The 19,766-nt window shown below is 61.9% G+C and carries 24 protein-coding genes; 8 read left to right on the top strand and 16 right to left on the bottom strand.

The window, feature by feature from the left end; translation table 11 throughout:
* Positions 1-7: 7 nt before the first annotated feature.
* The 5 genes from ACFJIU_RS15190 to ACFJIU_RS15210 all read right to left on the bottom strand — a co-directional run bounded on the left by ACFJIU_RS15190 (position 8) and on the right by ACFJIU_RS15210 (position 4,974).
* Entirely contained in the window at positions 8-706 is a 699-nt protein-coding gene (locus ACFJIU_RS15190; RefSeq protein ID WP_379072814.1) for a phosphatidylserine decarboxylase, read from the bottom strand.
* A 156-nt stretch (positions 707-862) separates the two neighbouring features.
* Complete coding sequence (locus ACFJIU_RS15195) at positions 863-1,252, bottom strand: YciI family protein (protein WP_379072816.1); 390 nt, start codon at positions 1,250-1,252, stop codon at positions 863-865.
* A gap of 85 nt (positions 1,253-1,337) precedes the next feature.
* The gene (locus tag ACFJIU_RS15200; RefSeq protein WP_379072818.1) at positions 1,338-3,227 is read right to left on the bottom strand and encodes an ABCB family ABC transporter ATP-binding protein/permease; all 1,890 of its coding nucleotides are present in this window, start codon (positions 3,225-3,227) and stop codon (positions 1,338-1,340) included.
* A gap of 10 nt (positions 3,228-3,237) precedes the next feature.
* A complete protein-coding gene (locus tag ACFJIU_RS15205) occupies positions 3,238-3,579 on the bottom strand; it encodes an ArsR/SmtB family transcription factor (RefSeq protein ID WP_379072820.1) in 342 nt (113 codons plus the stop codon).
* 63 nt (positions 3,580-3,642) lie between these two features.
* Complete coding sequence (locus tag ACFJIU_RS15210) at positions 3,643-4,974, bottom strand: LysM peptidoglycan-binding domain-containing protein (RefSeq protein ID WP_379072822.1); 1,332 nt, start codon at positions 4,972-4,974, stop codon at positions 3,643-3,645.
* Positions 4,975-5,090: 116 nt separating this feature from the next.
* On the opposite strand from ACFJIU_RS15210, the gene ACFJIU_RS15215 reads away from it, so the two are divergent.
* Complete coding sequence (locus ACFJIU_RS15215; RefSeq protein ID WP_379072824.1) at positions 5,091-5,702, top strand: TIGR00730 family Rossman fold protein; 612 nt, start codon at positions 5,091-5,093, stop codon at positions 5,700-5,702.
* A gap of 94 nt (positions 5,703-5,796) precedes the next feature.
* Here the strand turns inward: ACFJIU_RS15215 and rarD are convergent, their stop codons facing one another.
* The 7 genes from rarD to cysS all read right to left on the bottom strand — a co-directional run bounded on the left by rarD (position 5,797) and on the right by cysS (position 12,160).
* Positions 5,797-6,684 carry an EamA family transporter RarD gene (gene rarD / locus ACFJIU_RS15220; protein WP_379072826.1) on the bottom strand — a complete coding sequence of 296 codons (888 nt, stop codon included), beginning with the start codon at positions 6,682-6,684 and terminating at the stop codon, positions 5,797-5,799.
* A 126-nt stretch (positions 6,685-6,810) separates the two neighbouring features.
* Complete coding sequence (cimA, locus tag ACFJIU_RS15225; RefSeq protein ID WP_379072828.1) at positions 6,811-8,427, bottom strand: citramalate synthase; 1,617 nt, start codon at positions 8,425-8,427, stop codon at positions 6,811-6,813.
* Positions 8,428-8,429: 2 nt separating this feature from the next.
* A complete protein-coding gene (gene pip, locus ACFJIU_RS15230) occupies positions 8,430-9,380 on the bottom strand; it encodes a prolyl aminopeptidase (protein ID WP_379073106.1) in 951 nt (316 codons plus the stop codon).
* A gap of 2 nt (positions 9,381-9,382) precedes the next feature.
* Entirely contained in the window at positions 9,383-9,856 is a 474-nt protein-coding gene (locus tag ACFJIU_RS15235) for a GFA family protein (RefSeq protein WP_379072830.1), read from the bottom strand.
* The gene (locus ACFJIU_RS15240) at positions 9,853-10,344 is read right to left on the bottom strand and encodes a GFA family protein (RefSeq protein WP_379073107.1); all 492 of its coding nucleotides are present in this window, start codon (positions 10,342-10,344) and stop codon (positions 9,853-9,855) included. The genes ACFJIU_RS15235 and ACFJIU_RS15240 overlap by 4 nt, the downstream gene beginning before the upstream one ends.
* A complete protein-coding gene (locus ACFJIU_RS15245) occupies positions 10,344-10,727 on the bottom strand; it encodes a VOC family protein (protein WP_379072832.1) in 384 nt (127 codons plus the stop codon). Before ACFJIU_RS15245 ends, ACFJIU_RS15240 begins: the two co-directional genes overlap by 1 nt.
* Entirely contained in the window at positions 10,724-12,160 is a 1,437-nt protein-coding gene (cysS, locus tag ACFJIU_RS15250; RefSeq protein WP_379072834.1) for a cysteine--tRNA ligase, read from the bottom strand. The genes ACFJIU_RS15245 and cysS overlap by 4 nt, the downstream gene beginning before the upstream one ends.
* Before the next feature lie 387 nt (positions 12,161-12,547).
* On the opposite strand from cysS, the gene ACFJIU_RS15255 reads away from it, so the two are divergent.
* Entirely contained in the window at positions 12,548-12,703 is a 156-nt protein-coding gene (locus ACFJIU_RS15255) for a hypothetical protein (RefSeq protein WP_129410428.1), read from the top strand.
* Between the two features lie 60 nt (positions 12,704-12,763).
* Here ACFJIU_RS15255 and ACFJIU_RS15260 read toward each other — a convergent pair whose 3' ends face one another.
* On the bottom strand, positions 12,764-13,549 hold the full coding sequence (locus tag ACFJIU_RS15260) for an SOS response-associated peptidase (protein ID WP_379072836.1): 786 nt from the start codon (positions 13,547-13,549) through the stop codon (positions 12,764-12,766).
* A gap of 131 nt (positions 13,550-13,680) precedes the next feature.
* Between ACFJIU_RS15260 and ACFJIU_RS15265 the strand changes: the two genes are divergently transcribed.
* The 4 genes from ACFJIU_RS15265 to ACFJIU_RS15280 all read left to right on the top strand — a co-directional run bounded on the left by ACFJIU_RS15265 (position 13,681) and on the right by ACFJIU_RS15280 (position 15,829).
* Positions 13,681-14,106 carry an NUDIX hydrolase gene (locus tag ACFJIU_RS15265; RefSeq protein ID WP_379072838.1) on the top strand — a complete coding sequence of 142 codons (426 nt, stop codon included), beginning with the start codon at positions 13,681-13,683 and terminating at the stop codon, positions 14,104-14,106.
* A 47-nt stretch (positions 14,107-14,153) separates the two neighbouring features.
* Positions 14,154-14,531 (top strand): TIGR02301 family protein, encoded by a 378-nt coding sequence (locus ACFJIU_RS15270; protein WP_379072840.1) that lies wholly within the window; start codon positions 14,154-14,156, stop codon positions 14,529-14,531.
* A 139-nt stretch (positions 14,532-14,670) separates the two neighbouring features.
* A complete protein-coding gene (locus ACFJIU_RS15275; protein ID WP_101934884.1) occupies positions 14,671-14,928 on the top strand; it encodes a hypothetical protein in 258 nt (85 codons plus the stop codon).
* Positions 14,929-15,004: 76 nt separating this feature from the next.
* A complete protein-coding gene (locus tag ACFJIU_RS15280) occupies positions 15,005-15,829 on the top strand; it encodes a hypothetical protein (RefSeq protein ID WP_379072842.1) in 825 nt (274 codons plus the stop codon).
* An 85-nt stretch (positions 15,830-15,914) separates the two neighbouring features.
* Here ACFJIU_RS15280 and ACFJIU_RS15285 read toward each other — a convergent pair whose 3' ends face one another.
* Both ACFJIU_RS15285 and ACFJIU_RS15290 read right to left on the bottom strand, forming a co-directional pair.
* Positions 15,915-16,244 carry a YMGG-like glycine zipper-containing protein gene (locus tag ACFJIU_RS15285; RefSeq protein WP_379072844.1) on the bottom strand — a complete coding sequence of 110 codons (330 nt, stop codon included), beginning with the start codon at positions 16,242-16,244 and terminating at the stop codon, positions 15,915-15,917.
* A 128-nt stretch (positions 16,245-16,372) separates the two neighbouring features.
* Positions 16,373-17,704: a dihydroorotase gene (locus ACFJIU_RS15290; RefSeq protein ID WP_379072846.1), complete on the bottom strand. Its 1,332-nt coding sequence runs from the start codon at positions 17,702-17,704 to the stop codon at positions 16,373-16,375.
* A 70-nt stretch (positions 17,705-17,774) separates the two neighbouring features.
* Between ACFJIU_RS15290 and ACFJIU_RS15295 the strand changes: the two genes are divergently transcribed.
* Both ACFJIU_RS15295 and ACFJIU_RS15300 read left to right on the top strand, forming a co-directional pair.
* Positions 17,775-18,659 carry a YgfZ/GcvT domain-containing protein gene (locus ACFJIU_RS15295; protein ID WP_379072848.1) on the top strand — a complete coding sequence of 295 codons (885 nt, stop codon included), beginning with the start codon at positions 17,775-17,777 and terminating at the stop codon, positions 18,657-18,659.
* A complete protein-coding gene (locus ACFJIU_RS15300) occupies positions 18,659-19,291 on the top strand; it encodes a hydrolase (RefSeq protein ID WP_379072851.1) in 633 nt (210 codons plus the stop codon). The genes ACFJIU_RS15295 and ACFJIU_RS15300 overlap by 1 nt, the downstream gene beginning before the upstream one ends.
* Positions 19,292-19,367: 76 nt before the next feature.
* On the opposite strand, the gene ACFJIU_RS15305 is transcribed toward ACFJIU_RS15300, so the two are convergent.
* The gene (locus ACFJIU_RS15305) at positions 19,368-19,685 is read right to left on the bottom strand and encodes a multidrug efflux SMR transporter (protein ID WP_129410434.1); all 318 of its coding nucleotides are present in this window, start codon (positions 19,683-19,685) and stop codon (positions 19,368-19,370) included.
* Positions 19,686-19,766 lie beyond the last annotated feature (81 nt).

Raw genomic sequence — 19,766 nt, forward strand, 5'->3', positions numbered from 1 at the left:
GCCGTCCCTACGAGATGCGCACAAGCGGCGCAGCCTGCGCACCGCCGAACTCGGCAATGATGGTTTCGCCGGCAACCGCGGTCTGGCCAACAGCGACGCGCAGAGCGGCGTTGGCAGGTAGGAAGACATCGACACGCGAGCCGAAACGGATCAGCCCGAAACGCTCGCCGACCGCCAGCGTGCCGCCGGCGTCAGCCCAGCAGACAATTCGCCGCGCCACCAGACCGGCGATCTGAACCGCAGCGACCGTGCCGTTCGGGCTTTCGATGACGAGACCGTTGCGCTCGTTCTCCTGGCTTGCCTTGTCGAGTTCGGCATTGAGGAATTTCCCAGGCCGATGCTCGATGCGCGTGACGCGACCGCGCACGGGAGCGCGGTTCACATGACAGGAGAACACATCCATGAATACCGAGACGCGTGTCATCTCGGTCGTGCCAAGGCCAAGCTCACGCGGAGGCACCGCCGGCCCTACCGCCGATACGACGCCGTCGGCCGGGCTGACGACCAGACGGTCATCGACCGGCGTCACCCGCTCCGGATCCCGGAAGAAATAGGCGCACCAGGCGGTGAGGATCAGGCCGATCCAGAACAGGGTCGACGAAAAATAGCCGAGCAGCAGCGTCGCCGCGGCAAAGCCCGCGATGAACGGATAGCCTTCGCGGTGGATCGGAACGAACGCGTTCTTGACCGTGTCGACAAGATTCATCGGGCTGGGGGCGGCTCCGTTTCGGATGCGCCTCTCTACCGGAAAGCGCCTGCCATCGCAACGCGCCAAAGCCGCGCGGGCAGCGGCCAAGGCGTAAACGCAGCTGCGAGCGCTGCGATATCCAGCAGCCCATCCGGCTAAGGGATTGAGATCCCTCTAATTTTCTTCGGCTTGCACAGCCGGGAATGGAACACCCGGCAAATAAACCGGAACGGGCCGAATCTCATAGACCGCGGTCGGATTGGCGCTGCGGAGGCTGCGAGCGGCCTCAACGGCTTCCTCGTGCGTCGCACAGTCGACGACATAGAAGCCGAGCAATTGCTCCTTGGTCTCGGCGAACGGTCCATCGATGACCATGCCGGCTCCCGGTCCACGCAAGGTGAAGGCTCCTTCGGTCGGCCCGAGCCTTGCGGCAGGGCCGAGCTTGCCCTCCGCAAGCAGTCTATCGCGGACAATGGCGAGATCCGCCATCACAGCAGCGTCCTCGTCAGGCGTCCAGGATTCGACCACGCCCGAGGCGTGGTAAGCGAGAATGGCGTAGAGCATCGGTTCCCCGGCTTTTGTTGCGGCGTACGTCCCTGCCCAAGACGTCCGTCAACCCGACCGTTGGTATAACGCAGAAGCGTGTTGCCTACGACACTTCTTCCGTGCGTCTGCGCACGACGACGCCGAGATCGTCCGTTTCGCGGGCGATGCGCAGGCGTTCTTCGGCTTCCGTCGCTTCGCGCTGGCGATCCCACATCGACGCGTAAAGGCCATTCTGCCGAAGCAGATCGCCATGCGTACCGCGTTCGGCAATCTGACCATCCTTCAGAACAATGATCTCGTCCGCGGAAATCACGGTCGACAGACGGTGGGCGATGACGATCGTGGTGCGGTCCTTTGACACCAGGTCGAGTGCCGCCTGGATTTCCTGCTCGGTATGGCTGTCCAGCGCGGACGTGGCCTCGTCGAGTATCAGGATCGGCGGTGCCTTGAGGATCGTTCTGGCGATGGCCACGCGCTGCTTCTCGCCACCCGAGAGCTTGAGGCCACGCTCGCCGACCATGGTGGCGTATCCCTCCGGCAGGCGCTCGATGAAGGGACCGATCTGGGCCAGCTCCGCCGCGCGGCGGACTTCATCCTCGCCGGCGCCCATGCGGCCGTAGCGGATGTTGTAGGCGACGGTGTCGTTGAAGAGCACGGTATCCTGCGGCACCATGCCTATGGCCGAACGCAGGCTTTCCTGCGTGACGTCGCGCACATCCTGTCCATCGATCAGCACCGCGCCAGACTGAACGTCGTAGAAGCGGAAGAGCAGCCGCGAGATGGTCGATTTTCCGGCGCCTGAGGGCCCGACGATGGCGACCGTCTTGCCGGCCGGGACCTCGAAGCTCACGCCCTTCAGGATCTTGCGGTTGGGATCATAGGAGAAATGCACATCGCGAAATTCGACATTCCCGCTGCCGATGGCGAGCGGCCTCGCACCCGGTTTGTCGACCACCTCCTGCTTCACGCCGAGCAGGTCGAACATGTGTTCGATGTCGGTCAGCCCCTGGCGGATCTCGCGATAGATGAAGCCGATGAAATTGAGCGGCACCGAGAGCTGGATGAGCATGGCGTTGATGAACACGAAGTCGCCGATGGTCTGCGTCTTGTTCATCACCTCATAGGCAGACATGCACATGACGACTGTCGTGCCGAGGCCGTAGATAACGCCCTGGCCGAAGTTCAGCCAGCCGAGCGACGTCCAGATGCGCGTGGCGGCGGTTTCATAACGCGCCATCGACCGGTCGAAGCGCTGGGCTTCCATCGCCTCATTGCCAAAGTATTTGACCGTCTCGAAATTGAGCAGCGAATCGATCGCCTTGGTGTTGGCGTCGGTATCGCTGTCGTTCATGTCGCGACGGATGCCGATGCGCCAGTCACTCGCCCTTACCGTGAACCAGACATAGAGCGCGACGGTGACGGCAACGACCGCGACGTATTTCCAGCCATAGGTAAAGCCGAAGATGCCGGCCGTAAGCGCGAACTCGAGCACCGTCGGCGCCGTGTTGAGCATGATGAAGCGCACGATGGTTTCGATGCCCTTCGTGCCGCGTTCGATGATGCGCGACAGGCCGCCGGTACGGCGTTCCAGATGGAAGCGCAACGACAGCTGATGCATATGTACGAAGGTCCGGAAGGCCAGCTGGCGCACCGCGTGCTGGCCGACTCGCGCAAACAGCGCGTCGCGCAGCTGATTGAAACCAAGCTGCACGAGCCGCAGGAAATTGTAGGCGATAACGAGCGCGATCGGCGCCAGCAGGATCTCCGGCAGTGGCGGATGATATTGCCCGGTGCCGGCAAGGGCGTCGGTCGCCCATTTGAAGAAATAGGGACCGGCCACCAGCACCAGCTTGGCAATCACCAGCAACAGCGTCGCCCAGGTGACGCGCCAGCGCAGGTCGGGCCGGTCGGCCGGATACATATAAGGCCACAGATTGCGCAGCGTCTGGAAAGTAGTGCCGGTATCGGCGGCGGAAACGGTCTTTTCAGCCACTGTTCTTGCCTTATGAAATCGATTCGGCCGTATGGCGGCAGGCATCAACCAGCGCGGCGACGGATGCGGAGACAACGGCGAGTGCCTTATGGTCAACCTCGTAGCGCGAACGCTGCCGGTCGGGCGTGAAGCGGACCAATCCTGCTTCGACGAGGATCTTCAGATGTTGTGAAACCGTCGATTGCGCCAGGTCGAGATGATCCACCACCTCGCCGCAACAACAGGAACGGCTGGCGGACAGGCACTTCAGGATCTCGATCCGCGCAGGATGAGACAGCGCCGCGAACTTTGCGGCGACTGCGCGCGTATCGACAGGGTGACCTGCGCCACAAAGTTCAAACGGAGAGTCCATGGTTCATCGTCGATAAACGATGAACCAATTTTGCGCAACCTGGCCAGATGGACGAAACGAATTCTATTCGGCGACCGTTGCCTGGTCGCCCAATGTCTTCATGTCGGCGGTTTCGCCTTCCTTCGACTTCTGCGGCACCTTGAACACCTGGCCTGGCCAGATCCGGTCCGGATTGCTGATCTGCTGCTGATTGGCCAGGTAGATCGTCGAGTAGCGGACGCCATGCCCGTAAACCCGACGCGAGATGCGCCACAGTGAATCGCCGCGGCGGATGATGACGGCGTGGTCGACCTGCTCGAGCTTCGGCGCGACAGTGGTCGGCGCCTTGTCTGCCGTGTCCTGCTGAGGTGTGGCCGGAACCGTTTCGGAAGCAGAGGGTGCAACCGCGGCGACAGCTTCGCCGGGCTCACGCTGGAATGGCACCGCCGCCCGGGCAATCACCTTGGCGCCATCAGCATCCAGAAGATCGACCCGAACGGTGTAGTCGCCGACCGGCAGGTCACGGGTCGCCTCGACGAGGAATTGTCCCTTTTCGGATGCCACCGCCTCGCCGAGCAGGATTTCGTTGGCATAAGCGCGAACCTTGCGCCCCGGATCGGCAGTCCCGGCGACAAAGATCTTGCCGCCGTCGATCTCGACAGCGCCGACCGAGACCTTCGGTGCTCCGGGCGCCGGCTGAGCTGCAGGTTCGGCAGACTGGGCCGCGGAAACCGCCGGCTGCGGCGTGGCAGCCTGTGCACCGGCGGGCGTGGAGGTCGCCTCCTGGGGACTGGTTTCGCCGCCGGCTTTCTCTTCAACCTTCGGCACCGAGAGCAAGGTTGCGGCCTTACCCGGCTCCTCGACCAGGGCCAGCACCTGACCGTTCGACTTCTCGGGTATCGCAACAACGGCAGTCTGCGTGGAGGGCACGACAGCATTGGATGGAGAGGTCGAACGCAGCTGCAACTGGTAGTTTCCAGGCTTCAGCGGATCGTTCAGGACGATTGCAAAGTCGCCATCCGGCCCGGCCGTCGTGGTCCCGAACACGGTCGCGCCCTGCACGACATCAACCTTTGCATTCGGCGCGGCCTTGCCGGCAACGACGAGGGAGCCGTCTCCTTCGGCACGCACCACGTCGAAGGTCGGCGCGACAGGGCCAGTCGCCGGCGCCGGTGCGGCGGGCTTTTCCGGCGTCGGTGTCACGGCGGCCTGCTGCTCAGCCGGCTGCGGTGACATCGTTGGCTGTTGCACCGCTGGCTGTTGCGTTGCTGGTGCGCTTGGCTGAACGGCGGCGAGCTGCGCCGGCGGAGTGGATTTCAGGTAGGGGTCGAGAGCTCCGGAGACATAGGCAACGCCAGCCACCGCCGCCGCGCCACCTCCTGCAAATAGCAATGCCCTGACAAGCGCTGTTGTCATATCCTGTTAGCCCCCTTAGCCACCTATCTTCGGTCTAGCCGCTTTTCGCAGAGCCGACAAGAAAAAGCCCGCCTTCAGACTTGACCGGGCCTGCAGACGGCATCACCAATCCAATCATGAACACGATTCGATCCGTCTGTGTTTATTGCGGCTCGTCACCTGGCCGCGATGGCATCTATCTTGAAGCCGGTCGCCAGCTCGGTCATTCCCTTGCCCGCTCAGGCCTGCGCCTGGTCTATGGTGGTGGCACCAAGGGTATCATGGGCGCGGTTGCCGAAGGCACCATGCGCTCGGGCGGCAAGGTCATGGGCATCATACCACGCTTCCTGATGAACAGGGAGGCGACGGAAAGCGCGCTCGACCGGCTGCATGAAGTGGTCGTCACCGAAAACATGCACCAGCGCAAGCACAGGATGTTCGAAGAATCCGATGCATTCGTGGCGTTGCCCGGTGGCATCGGCACGGTCGAGGAAATCGTCGAGATCATGACCTGGGCACAGCTCGGCCATCATCGCAAGCCGATCGTATTCGCCAACATAAAGGGTTTCTGGGACCCGATGCTGGCGTTGATAGACCATATGGCGGCTGAAGGATTCATCCACACCGCTCACAACGTGAAGCCCCTGGTGGTCGAGGATCCAGACAAGATCGTTGCGACGATTCTTGCCACAGGCGCTGCCGTCGACGCCCCGACAAGCGGCGTCTCCTCCGTCATCGACAAGATGTAGTACCGACGGCAGCGGGCCGCTTTTCTCTGAATCGCGGGACTAAATTTTCTGCACGATTTCGGGACGCAAACCCAAGCACCTTTGCTGGGATTGCCTAGCCGCGCCGGCTCGCGGCCAGCATCGACCACGTATAGATCGCCAGCGCAGCCCAGATCAGACCGAAAGCGATCGCTTTCGTCGTGTCGAACGGCTCACCAAAAACGAAGACGGCGATCAGGAACACGATGGTCGGCGCAATGTACTGCATGATGCCGATGGTCGAGAGGCGAAGCAGCTTGGCGCCGAAGGCAAAGAGCAGCAGCGGCACGGCGGTGACGATGCCGCTGCCCATGAAAAGCAGCGTATCCGTCGTATTGCCCGTTGCGAAATGCCCTTCCCCTTTCAACGCCAGCCAGACGATGTAGGCCAGCGATGGAATAGAGAGGAGCAGCACTTCCAGCAGGAAACCCTGGCTCGGGCCGATAGGAAGCGTCTTGCGAAAGAAGCCATAGGCCGCGAAGGAGAAAGCCAGGGCCAGCGAAACCCAGGGCAAGGTGCCGCTTTCGACCGTGAGCACGATCACCGCGACTGCCGCCAGCACGACAGCCACGATCTGCAGGCGATTCAGGCGCTCACCGAGCAGCAGCGCGCCGACCAGAACGTTGACGAGCGGATTGATGTAATACCCCAGTGCAGTTTCCACTGTGCGATCGACCGCGATCGCCCAGACGTAGATGCTCCAGTTGACGGTGATCAATGTCGCCGTCAGCGCTGCCATCGCCAACATGCGCGGCGAACGCAGCGCAACCTTGAAATCGGCGGTGCGGCCGAGCCAGATCAGCACGGCGGCCGCGATCGGCACCGACCAGATGATGCGATGGGCGATGACTTCGGCCAGCGGCAGATGGGCCACTGCCTTCATGTAGAAGGGCAGAAGCCCCCACAGGAGATAAGCGCCGAGGGCCAGGAGAAAGCCGCGACGCGCGCCGGAATCAGTTTCCATTGGTACAGTCTGGGTCGTCATGGCCCAAAGCTATGCGCCAGCGGCCGCACCAAGACCATCAACTAATTCTGATGCATCGTGGACTTTCGCTGATGGATTGCTTGAGGTCGCGGCGCCGTCCGGGCTCTATTCGGCTGCAACCAGCCCAGCCATCTCGCGGTTCTTCATCAGCTTGTAGATGATGGAATCCATCAGGGCCTGGAACGAGGCGTCGATGATGTTTTCCGACACGCCAACGGTCCACCAGCGGGCGCCGGTGGAATCGTGCGATTCGATCAACACACGAGTGATCGCCTCGGTGCCGCCATTGAGGATACGCACCTTGAAGTCGGCGAGTTCGAGGTCGACAATTTCGTTCTGGTATTTGCCAAGATCCTTGCGCAGCGCGAGATCGAGCGCATTGACCGGACCATGGCCTTCGGCCACCGACATCTTCTCCTCGTTGTCCACCATCACCTTCACGATGGCTTCCGAGACGGTTTTCAGCTGGCCATTCGCGTCGAACCTGCGTTCAACCATGCAGCGGAACGAGGTGACGGCGAAGAACTCCGGCAGGCCTGACAACATCTTGCGCGCCAGCAATTCAAAGGAAGCATCGGCCCCCTCATAGGCGTAGCCTTCGGCTTCGCGTTCCTTGACCACGGCAATGAGCGCGTCCAGCCGCGCATCATCCTTCGGCACGTCGATGCCGCGGCGCTTCAGCTCGGCGAGGAAATTGGCCTTGCCGCCCTGATCCGAGACCATGACGCGGCGACGGTTGCCGACAGCCTCCGGCGGTACATGTTCATAGGTCTGTGGCTCCTTGATCAGAGCCGACGCATGGATCCCTGCCTTGGTGGCGAAAGCAGAGGAACCGACATAGGGCGACTGCGCTTCCGGAGCGCGGTTCAGCAATTCGTCGAAAGCACGGGAAAGGCGCGAGATACCGGCCAGTTGCTCCGTTGAGATGCCGGTTTCGAAGCGATCCTTGTAGGCCGGCTTCAGCATCAGCGTGGGGATCAGCGTCACCAGATTGGCGTTGCCGCAACGCTCGCCGATACCATTCAACGTGCCCTGGATCTGCCGCACGCCGGCCTCGACGGCCGCGAGCGAATTGGCCACGGCCTGCCCGGTGTCGTCATGGGCATGGATGCCGAGATGGTCCCCCGGGATGCCAGCTGCGATCGCCTTTTCGACGATGGCACGGATCTCGGACGGCTGGGTGCCGCCGTTGGTATCGCACAGCACCACCCAGCGCGCGCCTGCCTCGTAGGCGGCTTTGGCGCAGGCCAGCGCATAGTCCGGATTGGCTTTGAAACCATCGAAGAAGTGCTCGCAATCGACCATGGCCTCCCTGCCGGCGGCTACCGCAGCGGCCACGGATGCGCCGATCGCCTCGAGGTTCTCCTCATTGCTGCAGCCCAGCGCGACGCGAACGTGGTAGTCCCAGCTCTTGGCAACGAAGCAGATGGCATCAGAGCGGGCCTGCACCAATGCGGCGAGACCTGGATCATTCGACGTTGAAACGCCGGCGCGCTTGGTCATGCCGAAGGCAACGAACGTCGAGCGCGTCGTACGTTTCTTGGTGAAGAACTCGGTATCGGTTGGATTGGCGCCGGGATAACCGCCCTCGACGTAATCCATGCCGAACTCGTCCAGCATGCCAGCGATCGCAATCTTGTCCTCAACCGAAAAGTCGATGCCCGGCGTCTGCTGGCCATCGCGCAACGTCGTGTCGAAAAGGTAGAGGCGGTCGCGTTGCATGATCATTTTCCGGCGTATCTGTCCGTTGCGCGGATCAGGCTGTCGAGGATACCTGGTTCGGAATAGGCGTGTCCGGCGCCTTCGATGAGGTGGAAGTCGGCCTTCGGCCAGGCCTTGTGCAGCAACCAGGCGTATTTCGCCGGGCACGGCATGTCGAAGCGGCCATGGATGATGGTGCCGGGGATATCCTTCAACCTGTAGGCATCCCGCAGAAGCTGCCCCTCCTCCAGCCAGCCGTTGTGAACGAAAAAGTGATTTTCGATGCGGGCGAAGGCGACCGCGTAGTCGTCCTGCGCGAACGGGTCGCTGGTCGACGGTTCCGGCAGGAGCGTGATGGTTTCGCCCTCCCAGATCGACCAGGCCTTGGCAGCTTCGATCTGCTTCTCGCGATCGCTGCCCACCAGCCGCTTGCGGTAGGCGGCCATCATGTCGCCGCGCTCATCCTGAGGGATCGGTGCCAGAAAACGCTCCCATTTATCGGGGAACATCTCCGAGACACCGAACTGATAATACCATTCGAGCTCGGCCCGGGTGAGCGTGTAGATGCCGCGTACCACCAGTTCACTGACGCGTTCAGGATGCGTTTCGGCATAGGCGAGCGACAGCGTCGAACCCCAGGACCCGCCGAAGACCAGCCACTTGTCGAAGCCGGCCATCTCGCGCAGCCGTTCGATGTCAGCAACCAGATGCCAGGTCGTATTGGCCTCCAGCGAAGCGTTGGGCGTGGATTTGCCACAGCCGCGTTGATCGAACAGGATCACATCGTAGAGCTTCGGATCGAACAAACGCCGATGGTTCGGCGAGATGGTGCCGCCTGGTCCGCCATGCAGGAAGACGGCGGGTTTGGCGCCCTTGGTGCCAATCCGTTCCCAATAGAGCTGGTGACCGTCGCCGACATCCAGCGTGCCGGTCTCGAACGGTTCGATCTCGGGATAAAGCGCACGCAGTCCCAGACTCACAGTTTCAGACCTTTCTCAGGCCAGTTTTCGGTTTCGCGGTCGGGATGCTGGAAGGAGATGATGTGCTCCTGCCGCGCGTAGTAGTCTGCGTTCTGGTGCACCGGTGCCTCGAAGATCTTCTCCACCCAGGGCAGCCGCGAGCCGTAATTGACCTGGTGCGCCGGTGCCAGATCGGAACGGTCATCGAAACTGCCGATGGAGATCTCCAGTGCATCCGGACTCTTATAGGTCATCGGCGTGCCGCAACGCTTGCAGAATCCGCGTGCGATGTTGATGGACGACTGGAAATAGCTCGGCTCCTCATGCACCCATTCGACGCCCGCCGACGGTACCGTGACGAAAGCGCCGAAGAACGAACCAAACTGCTTCTGGCACATACGGCAATGGCAGATGGATGGACGCCCCAGTTCACCGCTTATGCGGAAACGCACGGCCCCGCACTGGCAGCCGCCAGTTCTGATGTCGGTCATGATCTTTCCTCCGGGGGCCAGGTTTCTGTCTCATGGTCCGGGTGCTGGTGGTTCACCATCGAGGTGATGAACGGTACGGAAACCGGATCGTCTTCCGTTACCCCGCCGGGCAATGACGGGATCGCATCGACATAGGGCAACTTGGCCTCGATGCCCCACTGAATCGTCGGCGGAATTTCTTCCGGATGATCGAAGGCCGCGATGGCCAAAGCGATGCCGTCCGGCGCCTCGAAGGTGAGCGGCGTACCGCATTCCGGACAAAAACCGCGCTTGGCGAAGCTGGAGGACTGGAACAGCTTCGGTTCGGCGCGCGTCCATGTCAGCCTTGCGCCGGCGACGGAAACCAGCGGCTGGTAAAAATTGCCGCTCGCCTTCTGGCACATGCGGCAATGGCAGATCGAGGCTTCACCCAGCACGCCTTCGACACGAAAACGCACCGCGCCACATTGGCATCCACCGGCATAGGTGGGTTTGTTGTCGAGGCTCATCATGCCGGCCCATGGCAGACGGCTTCGATGTTGTTGCCGTCGGGGTCGAAAACAAACGCGGCATAATAGTGCTCGTGGTAGTGCGGGCGCAGCCCCGGAGCCCCATTATCCCTGCCGCCCGCAACGACTGCCGCCTTGTGGAAAGCATCGACATCGGCCCGGCTGCTGGCTGCGAAAGCATAGTGACGACCCGGCGCCGACGTCCTGGTCTCGTGAAGCCAGAATACCGGCCGGTCACGGCCGTAACCACCAACCTTGGCACCGCCCGTATATTGCTCGGGCACCATGTAGAGCAGTGAGGCGCCAAGTGGCGCCATCGCCTTGTCGTAGAACGTCTTCGCCGCCTCGAAATCGACGACGGAAATGCCGGTATGGTCGATCATCTCTTCACCTCCCAGGTCGTAACCCGCTCCCCTGTCGCCGGATCCTTGCCATCCTTCAGCTGGATCCCTTGTGCGAGCAATGCGTCACGGACGCGGTCCGCCTCGGCCCAGTTCTTGGCTGCAATGAAGGCGAGGCGCTCCGCTATGGTGTTCGAAACAGCCTGCTCGTCAATGACTGCGGTAGCAAGGCTGAAACCGAGGAATTGCAGCGCCGCCTTGAGGCTTGCCGCCGCGTCATTTCCTTCGGCAGCTTCCGTCGCAAGCTGCGTCAGAACCTGGAAAGACTGATAAGTGCCGAGATCGTCCGACAGTGCCTCGATGATGGCTTGCGGAACGTCGGCTGCCTCGCCGATAGCCAGGTCGGCACCGCGCTTCCATTTGCGCAGCGTGTTCTCGGCTTCCTCCAGCTTGCGGACCGAAAAATCGATCGGTTCGCGATAGTGCGTCATCAGCATGGCAAGGCGCAGCACCTCACCCGGCCATTTGCGGCCGCCGAATGTCTCCGTCTGCAGGAGTTCATTGATCGAGTAGAAATTGCCCAGGCTCTTGGACATCTTCTGCCCCTCGACCTGAAGGAAGCCGTTGTGCATCCACACATTGGCCATCACGTCGGTGCCGTGGGCGCAGCGCGACTGCGCGATCTCGTTCTCATGGTGCGGAAAGATCAGGTCCAGGCCGCCGCCGTGGATGTCGAAGACTTCGCCAAGATAAGCCGCACTCATGGCCGAGCACTCGATGTGCCAGCCGGGCCGTCCACGGCCCCACGGGCTTTGCCAGCCCGGCTCTTCCGCGGATGAAAGCTTCCACAGGACAAAATCGCCCGGGCTCTTCTTGTGCACGTCGACGGCGATGCGCGCGCCGGCCTGCTGTTCATCCAGGGGACGCTTGGAGAGCTCGCCATAGTCCGGCATCGACGCGGTATCGAACAACACCTCGCCTTCGGCCGCGTAAGCATGACCGCGATCGATCAGTTGGTGGATCAGGCCGATCATATCGGTCCTGCCGTCGGCGCGCGGTTCCACGAATTCGGTGGCACGCGGCTCGTAGGTCGGTTCAAGGCAGCCAAGCGTGGCGACGTCCTGGTGGAACTGGTCCGCCGTCTTCTCGGTTACCCGCCGGATTGCTTCGTTGAGCGACAGCTTTCCGGAGGCGATATCGTTGCCGAAATCACGCAGGGCGCGCGCGTTGATCTTGTCGTCAAGGTCGGTGATGTTTCGGACATAGGTGATGTGCTCGGCGCCATAAACATGGCGCAGCAGTCTGAACAGCACGTCGAAGACGATCACGGGGCGAGCATTGCCTATATGGGCGAAGTCGTAGACGGTCGGGCCGCAGACATACATGCGCACATTGTCGGGATCGATGGGGACAAAATCCTCCTTCGCCCTATTCAGCGTGTTGTAGAGGCGCAAACCCTTCGAACCCTCAGACATTCATCCCCTTCCCGGCCGACCCCGGCCGACGCGCATTTTCGCGCACAATTCAACCCAGCCTGCTGGCCGGGGCGTTGTCCACTCAGAGAGAAAGTTGAGGCGAAAACGTCCAGACCAGCGCGAGCGCTAGCCAATAATGCAGATGCCACAAATGGCGAAAGACGTTCTCATGGGCGGCTTTATCGCGCCCGCCCGTGTTGCCGTCAAGTCGCAACTTTCACCTGCAGGTCGCCCTGACAGGCGTAAACCATTTGAAGAAACTTTTTCTTAAGCATGTGCGTTCAGTGCTATAATATTCGTCGGCTCACGTGGAAAACGCCACGATTTGGTCGGAATCGACCATCATGTGCAGCGCCTTCCAGTGACCTTGACCTTGGGGAAGTCGAAATGCCACGCAGCAAACAGGAAGCCAGTCGAGCGAAACAACCGACACTCGCCAGCCAATACCGGGCAATCGGCCCGGCGGCGGTGGTGGCGGCGTTGCTCCACACGGCTAAGAAGAAGAAGCCCGCGCACAAGATCACTTCGCCACGCGCGGCCTGAACAAACGGTCTGTGGGCGCAGACCGCCGCTGACGAGCCGATGCTCGTTCAGCGCAAGAGACTAGAATAGCGACATCTGATCAGCATCGTCGCCAGCGGGTTTCTTGCGCGCTGGTTTGGCCGGTCCTGGATCGGCCACAAGGTCGTCGGGCGACGCAACGAACCTCTCCTGTATCTCCGGACCCGAATTGGCGACCTTGTTGACGAGGTCCGAGACCGGGATCGCCTCGAAGAACCCCTCCTCGACCGGGCGCAGAAGATCAGCCACAGCGCGCGGCTCCTGGCCCCGGCAATCCAGCCAGCGCGAAAAATTCTCGGGATGGATGACGACCGGCATGCGGTCGTGGATATGGGCGATGTCGGCATTGGCCGAGGTGGTCATGATGGCGCCCGTATCCATTTCGGAGCCACCGGGCTCGGCGTATGTCTCCATGAGCCCCGCAAAGGCGACGATACCGCCGTTTTTCGGGCGCACCCAATAGGCCTGCCCCTTCCTGCTGCCTGCCTGACGCCATTCATAAAAGCCGCTGGCCGGTACCAGGGCACGGCGATGACGCATGGCTGTTCGGAAAGAGGCTTTCTCAGTTGCGCTTTCGGATCGGGCATTGATGAGAAGGGGAAACTGACGCGTGTCCTTGACCCAGGTTGGAATCAGCCCCCAGCGAACCAGCATGGAGCTACGGTCGGAACGGTTCGAACCGGGTGCCTTCGGAGCGCCGGAAAGCACCATCGTGATGGGCTGCGTGGGTGCGATGTTGTAGCGCGCCGGAAAGGGCTCGATATCGTCCAGCCCCAGGAATGTCGTGGTCTGGTCAGGCGTGGCGGTCAGGGCAAAACGTCCGCACATGGCGCAATCTCTTCTCTGTCTGGCTTCAAAAGTGGTGGTGGAAGCGCGTGGCTGCAACCGCTAAAGCTCGATTTGGAAGCGCGATCCACAGCCATCGCGCCGTCCGGCGAACAATGGGAAGAGACAGCGAAATGACCCGCAGGCAAACCATACCGTCGGTTTCCGTGGCGGTCGTACGTGGAGACACAGTGCTTCTGGTGAAACGTGCCAAGCCGCCCTCCCGGGGTGTCTATGCCTTTCCAGGCGGCAAGGTAGAGACAAACGAGACCCTGGAAGCTGCGGCGAACCGGGAGCTTCTCGAGGAGACTGGCCTCGGCGCGGCCGATCTGCGTCTGTTGATCGAGATCTTCATCGACGGCTCCGCCGAGGGCCACCCGGTCGACTACCGCCTGACCGTATTCGGCGCCCGCTACATCGGCGGCGAAGCCAAAGCCGACGACGATGCCGAAACGGCGGCCTTCTACACGCTTGCCGAGATGGAAACGATGCCGTTGGCCGGTTCTGTCTTTTCGGTCGCCAGGGACTTGCTGCAGCCGGACAAAAAGCCGTTGGGCTAAGCCCGCGAACGCCTTGCGGCGGACAGATTGTTTGTTCACAAAGGCTTATGGTCCGCGCTTCTATGCTTTTCATGCTTGCCCTCGCCGTCCTCGTGGCCGCTCCGGCGCGCCCGGTGACGGCTGCCGAGGCGCCATTCGAGCCTGGGCTGATGCGGCTGGCCGAGGTTCTGGGATCACTGCATTTCCTGCGCAACCTTTGCGGCGAGAAGGGAGATCAGTGGCGCGGCGAGATGGAGAAGCTGCTGGAATCGGAAAACCCCGATCCCGAGCGGCGGGCGCGCTTCATCGCAGCCTTCAACAGAGGTTACCGCTCGTTCGGCAGCACTTACACGCAGTGCACATCTTCTGCCAGCGAGGCGATCAGCAGGTATTTGAAAGAGGGCGAGAAGCTCTCGCGCGACATCGCGTCGCGCTACGGCAATTAGCGAGCTGTTAACTTTTTCACCATTGTGGCAGCACAGCACCAAAGTCCTGTGGTAGGAACCTTAATGGGACATTAAAGGGACGGGTCAAGTTTGATCCTCATTTGAAGGATCGCCGCTTGAACAAGGGTGGTAGTTGCGTATGGGACACACAGCCAACGATATCGATGCCCTCGTCAGGGAAGAAAAGCGCCTGACTGCCGTCGAAAGCCATAGCGAAGCATGGGCGGAAGGGCTTTCTGCGGGTATCGAGCCAGATATCATCGCCGAGGCTGCACTGGAAACCGCATTTTGCGAGATGCTGCGCGCCAATGGTGAAACCGCAGCCCTTGCCCTGCTCGACAGGATGCGTGAAAAGGTAATTGCCGGGGCGTTCGAGCCCGACCAAGTGCGGCACTGAACCGACGCCCGGCGCCGACTGGCGGAATAGCCTTTCCGCCGCGCGGCGGCATACCGACCGGGTAGGACCCGGCAGCATGGAGAGGCGGCCGTTGAAATCTTCGTCCTTCGACAGACCCCGCGGCCTGGCGTTTGGCGCTGGTTTCCTCGCGCTGGCGCTCGCGACACCTTCCGCGCTGCTCACGACGGCCCGGCCCGCCATCGCTCTCAGCGAAATCAAGCACGATGACGTGCAGGTCCCCGGCAAGCGTCCGCAAATGGGACCAGAAGCCCCCAAACCCGGTACCGTTCCGCTGCCGGATCCGATCCAGACCGTTCCGCCGGCCCAGAAAACAACGCCACCGGGCCAGGACGAGCCCGAACAGGTCGAGCCTGCCAAACCAGGAGAAGGCAGCGGCAATCTCGCACGGCCGCAGATCGATCCCACCGCGTCGTTGCCACCTGTGCAATATGACCTTGCCAAACTGCCGGAACCGGTGCGGCGAATGCGCGACCTGATCATCGAAGCCTGCAAGAGCGGTGATATAGAGAAGCTCCGCCCATTGATCGGCATCGGCGATTCGCTGACACAGCTTTCGTTGACCGATATCGAAGGCGATCCTATCGCCTTCCTGAAGGGATTGTCGGGCGATACCGAGGGCCAGGAGATCCTGGCGATCCTGCAGGAAGTTCTGGACGCGGGTTACGTGCAGCTCGACCCAGGCACACCGCAGGAACTTTACGTATGGCCCTACTTCTTCGCCTACCCGCTGGCCAAGCTAGACGCCAAGCAGCGGGTGGAGCTCTTCAAGATCGTCACCGCCGGCGACTACGAAGACATGAAACAGTACGGCACTTACATCTTCTATCGGGTGGGCATCACGCCACAGGGCCGCTGGACCTTCTTCGTCGCAGGCGACTGACGCAGGGGCCATCTTGATAGGACAAGGGCTGCCTCGCTCACCCAAGGAAGGCTCTGGCGGACTCGATGTCCGCCAGAAAGGCTACTTAGTATCCGCGGCGGCGGTAGTAGCGTTCGTCGCAAGGCGCAGTGAATACCCGACCGTAGCGGTCCTGATAACGGCACATCTCGCGACCGCGGTCGCGCGGTTGCGGACCGCCTGAGGTTGCCAGAACCGCACCAAGCAGCGCACCGGCACCGGCACCGATCAGCGTGCTTTCCGTATTGCCGCCAATCGCCTGGCCGACCAGCGCGCCGCCAGCTGCGCCAAGGGCGGCGCCGCCGGTTGCCCTCTGCTGCTGTGCTGTCTGCGAGCAGGCGGCAATTCCGAGCGTCATCACCAGGGCGGCGGCAGTCGCAAATTTCATCAAATTCATCAGGACATTCTCCGTTGGGTCCTTACGGACGTCGGCGCGACCTTACCGATCCAACATGAACGCAGCCTGTCTAAATCCCGCCCCCTGCGACCAATCAACTTGCCTGCGGCGACGGTGGCAGTACGGTTCTAGCCGACAACAGCTTCCGAGAATTCGACTGCCCTGCCCTGCGATGGCGTGACGATCTCGCCCTCCCACATGACGCGGATGCCACGCACGATGGTGCCGACCGGCCAGCCTGTGACTTCCTTGCCGTCATACGGCGTCCAACCTGCCCGCGAGCCTGCCTGCGCATTGGTGATGGTCTCGCGCCGCTTCATGTCAACGACCGTGAAATCGGCGTCGTAACCGGCGGCGATGCGCCCCTTGCGCGCCATGCCGAAGATGCGGTTCGGACCATGGCTGGAAAGATCGACGAAGCGTTCGAGCGTGAGCCTCCCGGCATTGATGTGATCCAGCATGATCGGGACCAGAGTCTGCACGCCGGTCATACCGGAGGGTGAAGCCGGATAGGGTTTTGCTTTCTCGGCCAGCGTATGCGGGGCATGGTCGGAGCCAAGCACATCGACAATGCCCTGACTGATGCCATACCAGATGCCGTCGCGATGGCGCGGCGCACGCACCGGCGGGTTCATCTGCAGAAGCGTACCGAGGCGGCCATAGTCTTCGGAACTCATGGTCAGGTGATGCGGCGTCGCCTCGCAGGTGGCGACATCCTTGTGCTGTTGGAGAAAGGCGATCTCCTCGGCCGTCGAAATATGCAGCACATGGATGCGCGCGCGCGTCTGGCGCGCGATGCGCACCAGGCGCTCGGTGCATTGGAGTGCCGCGATCTCGTCGCGCCAAACCGGGTGCGAAGACGGGTCGTTCTCGACCCGCAGGCCAAGACGCTCGCGCAGGCGGAATTCATCCTCCGAGTGGAACGCCGCGCGACGACGAGTGTTGCGCAGGATCGAGGCCACGCCCTCGTCATCCTCCACCAGCAGGTCCCCGGTGGACGAACCCATGAACACCTTGATGCCGGCAGCGCCCGGGAGGCGCTCCAGTTCGGCCACATCCCCGGCATTGTCGCGCGTACCGCCGACCCAGAAAGCGAAGTCGCAGTGCATGCGCGCGGTGGCGCGCCCGATCTTGTCAGCGAGCGTCGCTTCGCTGGTCGTCAGTGGATTGGTGTTGGGCATCTCGAAGACGGCGGTGACGCCACCCAGCACCGCGGCGCGGGAGCCGGTTTCAAGATCTTCCTTATGCTCGAGGCCCGGTTCGCGAAAATGCACCTGGCTGTCGACGACGCCAGGCAGCACATGCAGGCCGCGACAATCTATGGTTTCTCCAGCGGAAGCGGAACCAAGATCGCCGATCGCGGCAATCCTGCCTCCGTTCACGCCAACGTCGCGCTGGCCAATGCCGTCATGATTGACGACGATGCCGCCCTTGAGGATGAGGTCGTAGGTCACTGCCATCCGCTCCGGCCCTTGTGTGGGAATTGCCTGCGGCTTACGTAATGGCTCTTCGAAATGCAAGATCAGGCCCATGCCGACAACTCTTCTCGCAGACCGCGCACTCGTCTCCGTCTCAGGCCCTGAGGCCGAGCACTTCCTGCAGAATATCCTGACCGTCGATCTCGATCCGCTAAGCCAAGACGAAGCCAGGCCAGGTGCACTGCTGGCGCCGCAAGGCAAGATCCTCTTCGATTTCCTGGTCTCCCGCACCGGCGAAAATGGCTTCCGATTGGAGTGCCGTGCCGACATCGCCGATGATTTCGTCAAGCGGCTGATGTTTTACCGGCTGCGCGCAAAGGTCGACATTTCCAAGCAGGAACAGGATGTTGTCGCCGTTTGGTGGCAGGCTGATTCAAATGCCTCGCAAAATGATTCCGCAGCCTCAACCAGTGAATCAAGCGCCGGCGTGCGCGACACCCGTTTCAACTCTCCGGTCCGGCGCTTCTACGAAGCGCCATTGCCTGCGGCGGAGGCTACGTTAGCCGAATGGGAGGCCTTCCGCCTTTCACAGGGCGTCGCCGAAAGCGGTCCCGACTACGCTCTGAACGACGCCTTCCCTCATGACGTCCTGCTCGACCAACTGGACGGCGTCGGCTTCAAGAAAGGCTGCTTCATCGGCCAGGAGGTTGTTTCGCGCATGCAGCATCGCGGCACTGCGCGCCGGCGCGTGCTGCTGGTGGAGGCCGCAAGCGCCTTGCCAGCCTCAGGAACAGAACTGACCGTCAACGGCCGCCCAGTCGGCACCCTGGGCTCGGTCTCAGGCACGCGCGGCCTGGCCATTGCGCGCATCGACCGCGTCAAGGCGGCGATGGATGCCGGCCAGGAAATCAGTGCCGAAGGTGTTGCCGTTTCGTTGGCCATCCCCAGCTGGGCGCGTTTCACATTCCCTGAAACCGCAAGTGCGGAGGACGCCTGATGGCGGACCGGGTCGGCGCGCCGCCGCGAGCCTGGCAGCGTATGCTGTCGGGACGCCGGCTCGATCTGCTCGACCCTTCCCCGCTCGACGTCGAGATTGGCGACATCGCCCATGGCCTTGCCCGCGTCGCGCGCTGGAACGGGCAGACCTCCGGCGATCATGCCTTTTCAGTGGCGCAGCACTCACTGCTGGTCGAAGAGATTTTCCGCGCCATCGAGCCATCGGCGTCACCCGCCGCGCAATTGACGGCTTTGCTGCACGATGCGCCGGAATATGTCATCGGCGACATGATCTCGCCGTTCAAGTCGGTCGTCGGTGGCGGTTACAGATCCTGCGAGGAGCGGCTGCAGCATGCCATCCACCTGCGCTACGGACTGCCTGCTTCCGCAAGCCAAAGCCTGAAAAGGGACATCAAGCGCGCAGACCAGATCGCTGCCTATTTCGAGGCGACGGTGCTGGCCGGTTTCGGACTGACGGAGGCGGCGGAATTTTTCGGCCGCCCACGCGGACTGTCCATAGATCAGTTCGACCTCACTCCCAAACCCGCCAAGCAGGTGGAAAAGGCGTTCATGGCTCGGTTCCACAAGATCGAAGCCGGTTTGCGCCAGAGCAACTCCAGGAAAAGCGTGTAACGGTTTTCCGTCCGGAATTGCGTAAGAACAGGGAGTTAAAGCGTTTCCGTGAAAAACGGAAACGCTCCAGGTCTACTCAGCCCTCGACGAAGCGCAGGCCAACCACGCCGACAATGATGAGCGCTATACAGCCAAGCCGGAGTGGCGTCGCCGGATCGCCGAACAGCACAATGCCGAGGGTCGCGATTCCAACCGCGCCGATGCCTGTCCAAACGGCATAAGCGGTACCAGCCGGCAGATGGCGCATGGCGAAAGTCAGCACGAAGACGCTTAGCAGTGCGAAAAAGATGCCGCCGACACTCGGCCAGAACCGCGTCCAGCCCTCGGCATATTTCAACGAAACACCCATCGCGATCTCGATGACACTCGCGACAAGAAGCAGCAGCCAAGCCATTCCGGCCCTCCTTTGATGTTCAGACGCAGACCCATGTGTGCTAGCGGGAACCAAAGAGCAATTACGCACCTTTTGGTGCCT

This window comes from Mesorhizobium sp. UC74_2 (genome assembly GCF_042701485.1).
Classification (GTDB): Bacteria; Pseudomonadota; Alphaproteobacteria; order Rhizobiales; family Rhizobiaceae; genus Mesorhizobium.